Genomic DNA, 6,248 nt, shown 5'->3' with positions numbered 1-6,248 from the left:
AAATACAAAATGGCAGAACAGCAAGTTGAAAAGTTACTCGCTATACAACCTGACAACCTGAGCTTTAAAGTCGCTAAAGCGAGTGCCTTAACAGGTTTAGGTAAAATAGAGCAAGCCATCATCCTATTTGAACAAGCTGTAGAGCAAAACGATCAAGTTGCAGGCTTTCAACTGCAGCTAGGCCATGCGCTAAAAACCAAAGGTGACATAAAAAAAGCCATTGCTGCTTACCAAAAAGCCTACCAGTTAAACCCAAGTTATGGTGATGCTTTTTGGAGTTTAGCCAATACTAAAACCTACCATTTTAGCGATGAAGAAATTGCTCAAATGCAAACACAGCAAAATAATAAAGCCTTAGCACTAACAGATAAGGTTCAACTACATTTTGCTACCGGTAAAGCCTTTGAAGACAGAGAAGACTATAACCAAGCCTTTCAAGCCTACCAAGAAGGCAATAAATTACAACATGCTCATAGTGGCTTTGACATCAGCAAAGTAGAACAACAAGTTGCAGAGCAAATAAAATACTGTACCGCCGAGCTGTTTGAGAGCCGTGGAAATTTAGGGCTTAATTTACCCGATCCGATATTTATTGTCGGTTTACCACGCGCAGGCTCTACGCTACTTGAACAAATACTGGCTTCACATAGTCAAGTTGACGGCACGATGGAGCTACACAATATATTAGGCTTGGCATCACGACTACGAGGCCGTGGTCATAGTCAAAGCGATCAAGAAGCCCAATATCCGAAAAACTTAAATGAAATTAATCCCGAGTATTTCAAACGTTTTGGTCAGCAATTTATTGACGAAACTCAAGTCTACCGAGAAAAGGCGCCCTTATTTATTGATAAAATGCCCAATAACTTTCTCCATATTGGCCTGATCCGATTAATACTGCCCAATGCTAAAATTATTGACGCTAGACGCTCGCCCATGGCTTGCTGTTTTAGCGGTTTTAAACAGTTATTTGCCGAAGGACAAGATTTTAGTTACGACCTTGAAGACATGGGTCGTTACTATCAAGCTTATTTAAAATTGATGGCACATTGGGATGATGTCTTACCGGGTTATGTATTAAAGGTAAATCATGAAGATGTGGTTGATGATTTAGAAACACAAGTACGAAGAATGCTTGATTTTTGTGGCTTAGAGTTTGAACAATCGTGTGTCGATTTTCATAAAACCCAGCGCAATATTAAAACCCCAAGCTCTGAGCAAGTGCGTCAACCCATTTATAAAAGTGCCACTGAACAATGGCGACATTTTGAGCCCTATTTAACGCCCTTGAAAAAAGTACTTAATATAGAATAGAGTTGACCTAGATAAAGAGTATATCATCGTTCTTTATCTAGCGTGCATAAATGCACTAGTGCTTAGAAAGACAGGATGTCTGAGATAGGCATAAATAAAGTCGTTCTTTCACATCGACCTGCATGGATACACTAATGCCGTGGAGCCATGTTTTTGCAATGATATGGCCATTAGAGTAATGCAGGAACAATTACCGAGATGGCTAATAACAGTCATGTGATCAATATATTGCCAACATGAGTGTCGATACTTAGTTTTTGTCTGGCACAAAAAAACTGCCCCTTCGTCCTGAACATAAAAGCGAACAGGTTAATGTTCGCTTTTATGTTTATCGCTAAGGAATAAACCTTAGTCACCACACTTTTTATTGAGATAAAACTTCAGTGATTAGCTAAATACCCAAGCTACACTTTCTCTACCTTAATTTTATAAAAAACACTATAAAGCACAGGTACGGCTATCATGGTCAAGATAGTGGCAAACGCTAATCCCCCCATAATGGTCACCGACATATCAGCAAAGAAAGGGTCAAATAATAATGGCATAACACCTAATATAGTGGTGATAGCTGCCAGTGAAACTGGTCTCAAACGACTCAAACTTGCTTCAACGATGGCCATTTCTTTTTCTTTACCTTCAATAATTTGTAAGTCAATTTCTTCCAATAGCACAATAGCATTTTTAAGTAACATACCGAATAGGCTCAAAAAGCCCAGTAACGACATAAAGCCAAAAGGTAGGTCTGCTATTAGTAAGCCCGCAACCACGCCCACCACTGCCATAGGTACAATCAGCCAAATAATAATCGGCTGCCTAGCCTTACCAAAGAGCAAGACACTGATAATGAACATAATTAAGAATCCCAGCGGCAAGCCTTTTCCTAAAGCAGCTTGCGCTTTACGTGACGACTCATATTCGCCGCCCCAGTCAAGTTTATAACCTTCTGGTAAAGCAATAGCAGCAATTTTAGCTTGTGTACGATTAAACGCCTCACCGGTAGTTTCATTGTAACCGGCCTCCGCTTTAACCGTAATGGTTCGCACACGATCACGTCGATTAATCACTAGCTCTTCACTGGCGTAGTTCATTTTGCAACTCACTTGCTTGAATGGAATATAAGTTCGTTGACTACTACTCCACATCAAACTGTTTTCTAAGCCGGCTAATTGATCAGGGTTCGTGTTGCTATTTCTCGCAATAATCGGATAAAGGTAATCGCCATCTTGTAGTTGTCCAATTTGCAAACCATCGCTATAAAACTTTATGGCTGACTAAAGTTACTTGTATAAACAATCGCCCGTATAACGCTATTTCATAATAAAGAGCCATTTATATAATTTTGACAGGGGGAAGTCATGAGAATAGTTTAAAGTCAATTATCAACTCAAATCCCAAAAAGTATAAGAATATTCGCGCTTTATTTGGCTACATTGCAAAGGTTTATGCCACACAAAATGTGACTGTCTGTTTTTTATACGCTCATAATCTTGCCCTGATAATTTTGAATAAAATGTGAAATTTTGTTAGGATATCGCCAAATGTCAAATATAGTTAGTGTACTAACTATACAAATCCCCAAAAGTATAAGAATATTCGCGCTTTATTGGGCTAAATTGCAAAGGTTTATGCCACAAAAAATCTGACTGTCTGTTTTTTATACGCTTATAATCTTGCCCTGATAATTTTGAATAAAATGTGAAATTTTGTTAGGATACCGCCAAATGTCAAATATAGTTAGTGTACTAACTATATTTATAGTTAGAACGCTAACCGTATTTGGCCGTTGAACGATAAAACACCAAGGGAAAATTTATATGAAATTCACTAAGCTTCATTGTGCTGTGTTAACAGCACTAGCGGCGTCTGGCACTTTATATGCCGAAGAAACAGAAATAAAACAAAATGCATCAATAGAAACTATTGAAGTTACTGCAACCAAGCGAACTGAATCAATCCAAGAAGTGCCCGTCACTGTGACCGCATTAACAGGTGATAGTTTAGAAAAACTTGGCGTTTCTAATTTTGATCAATATGTAGAATTTTTACCCAACGTGGTTTTTCAGGGCACTGGCCCTGGACAAAATGAAATATATATTCGCGGTGCGGCAACTACGCAAAGCAATATTTCTCTGTCATCAGTTCAAGCATTACAACCTTCTGTTGCCTTTTATTTAGACGAGCAACCCGTTTCCATGCAAGGGCGTAACTTAGATATTTATGCTACTGATGTTGAACGTATAGAAGTTTTACCAGGGCCACAAGGCACACTTTTTGGAGCTAGCTCTCAATCAGGTACCGTACGCATAATTACTAACAAGCCAACCCATGATGGTTTTGCTGCAGGTTTTGATACCAGCACAAGTACCACCAAAGGTGGCGATATGAGTAACTCTGTTGAAGCATATTTTAATATGTCTTTATCTGACTCGTTGGCCGTACGTGTTACTGCTTACAACGACTACCAAGGTGGTTGGATAGATAATGTGCTCAATGTTCCGGGTGAAGGTGGTTATAACGGTAGTGCAGAAGTTATTAGTCGAATTTCTGGTGGTGTATTAACTAATCCTGAAAATATTTCTGTTACCGCACCACAAAATGCTGCTTTAGTAGAAGAAAATTTTAACACGGCAAGCTATGCCGGTGCTCGCTTTGGTTTATCTTATTTAATCAATAATGACTGGGATCTTTTAGTTCAACATACTCAACAGTCTCTTGATACCGAAGGTGTATTTTCTTATGATCCAAACCTTAAGGGTGAGACATCAACAAACCGTTTTACACCAGAAAACAACAATGATGATTTTGGTTTAACCACTTGGACACTAGAAGGCCGACTTGAGCAACTTACCGTTGTTTATACTGGCGGGTATCTCGACCGAGATATCAATTCAACTATTGATTACACTGGCTATACTAATGGTGGTTCATTTTCTGCTTATTATGTTTGTAACTATTCAGGCGTTCCTGAAGCAGAACAAGAATGTCTTGACCCAACTAAGTTTAATAAAGAAGAAACCAGTACCTCACGTATCACTCATGAGCTTCGTTTCAACACTGCGGCTGAAAATCGCTGGCGTGTCACGGCAGGTGTATTTTATGACTCTCAAGAATTATCAACTGTTGGTCAGTTCAAAATAGCCAATACAGAGAAGTTTCCTAATTTGGCAAGAACTCTCGCAGGAAGTGATGGCATTAACAGTGATGGTGGCCCTTTCCCTTCAGAAGTAAGTTTTGTTAATGATGTTACGCATACCATAGATCAAATCGCCGTATTTGGTCAGTTTGAGTACGATATTACCGACACAGTCACTGCAAGTTTTGGCGCGCGTTGGTATCAAATTGATGATATTTATAAAGGCGCTACTACCGGCGATGATGTCAGCGGCAGGTTACAAGCCTTTGGTGACGGTAGTGATGCAGCATTAACTGAATTTTTTATCAGTGATGGTAGGACTCCAGAGGCAGCAGCGGCTGAAACAGCATCAATCCAAGCGGCTATCGCCAGTGGTCAATTAGAAACTGATTTACTTGATAGTGACGGCAAGTTAACCATTGATGATACGATTATCAAAACTTCAGTTGATTGGCAAGTTAATGATGATGTTATGGTATTTGCATCATACTCAGAAGGTTTTAGACCGCCGGTGACTAACCGAGTTGGTGGTGGTTCGGCTAAAAGCCAAGAAGGTGCATTTGAAAGTTTCCGTATTCCAGTGTACTCAACGACTGATAGCTTAGATAACGTAGAATTAGGTTTTAAATCAACCTTATTTGATCAAAACTTACGCTTCAATGCTACTGCCTATTATTCAAAAATATCTGATCTGCAAACCTCACGATATGACCCAACCAATATCAGTTTCTTAGTATTTACTGATAACGTCGGTGATGCTGAAATTAAAGGTATTGATGGTGACTTTAGTTGGGTAGCAACGGATAATTTAGTCATCTCTGGTGCTTTTAGTTTGATAGATACTGAGCTAACATCAGTCAATACTCAGCTTAATGGTATTGCGCCACCAGAAGGCAGTAGATTACCGTATTCAGCTGAGTTTTCAGGTAATTTACAAGCCCAGTATTTCTATCCAATTGGCCAAGGTATGACAGGTTATGTTAACGGTTCAATCAGTTATACCGGAGAAAGACTTGCCGGTATGGTGATGGATGCTTATATGGTAGAAGACTCCACTAATTTAATCTATGGCACAGGTTCAGGTTTAAGTATTGAAAAAGAAGCTGACGTTTATAAAGGTGTTAATTATCAAGATAGTAACGGGGATACCTTAGCCGGTGGTCGTTATATCCAAGATAGTTACGTTTTGGCTAACTTAACCTTTGGTATCACTAACGACGAATGGAAAGCTGAAATTTTCATCGACAACGTAACTGATGAAAGCGCAATATTATATATTGATACTCAACAGAATACGCCAAAAGTGGTTTCTAACAGACCTCGTACTATTGGTTTTAGATTCTCGTACGACTTTTATTAAGTCTTAAATGATAACTAAAAGCTAATTAAAATCGAAATAAAAGCCGTTTGATATCTGTATCAAGCGGCTTTTTATTGATAAAAAAAGCATAAAATTTAGTCAGTAGTTATGCTACTTATAAATTTTATAACGCGGTAGCTTTTCATTTTAACCATTCACGATGAACATATAATTAATCAACTTAGTATAACCTGCCATGGAGCTAAGTCATTGGACACAAGATCCCACCCTGCTATTGAAGAGCAATTAAAATCAATTCAACAATTAATCCAAACAACAAAATTCAATGACGCCATTACAAAAAGTAAACAACTTCAATTTACTTATTCGTTTAGGTAAATACAAAATGGCAGAACAGCAAGTTGAAAAGTTACTCGCTATACAACCTGACAACCTGAGCTTTAAAGTCGCTAAAGCGAGTGCCTTAACAGGTTTAGGTAA

3 protein-coding genes are annotated in these 6,248 nt (G+C 38.6%); 2 read left to right on the top strand and 1 reads right to left on the bottom strand.

The features are described from left to right. Nucleotides 1-1,314: sulfotransferase (locus H4J61_RS00205; protein ID WP_182182628.1), on the top strand; the 1,314-nt coding region annotated here is incomplete at its 5' end. Between the two features lie 404 nt (nt 1,315-1,718). Here H4J61_RS00205 and H4J61_RS00200 read toward each other — a convergent pair. After that, entirely contained in the window at nt 1,719-2,579 is an 861-nt protein-coding gene (locus H4J61_RS00200) for an efflux RND transporter permease subunit (protein ID WP_182182629.1), read from the bottom strand. Between the two features lie 549 nt (nt 2,580-3,128). Here H4J61_RS00200 and H4J61_RS00195 point away from each other — a divergent pair. After that, on the top strand, nt 3,129-5,807 hold the full coding sequence (locus H4J61_RS00195; protein WP_182182627.1) for a TonB-dependent receptor: 2,679 nt from the start codon (nt 3,129-3,131) through the stop codon (nt 5,805-5,807). The last annotated feature ends 441 nt before the right edge of the window (nt 5,808-6,248 follow it).

The sequence above is a fragment of the Colwellia sp. MB3u-4 genome (assembly GCF_014077065.1).
In the GTDB taxonomy this organism is placed as follows: domain Bacteria; phylum Pseudomonadota; class Gammaproteobacteria; order Enterobacterales; family Alteromonadaceae; genus Cognaticolwellia.
This window is presented reverse-complemented; position numbering and strand designations above follow the sequence as displayed.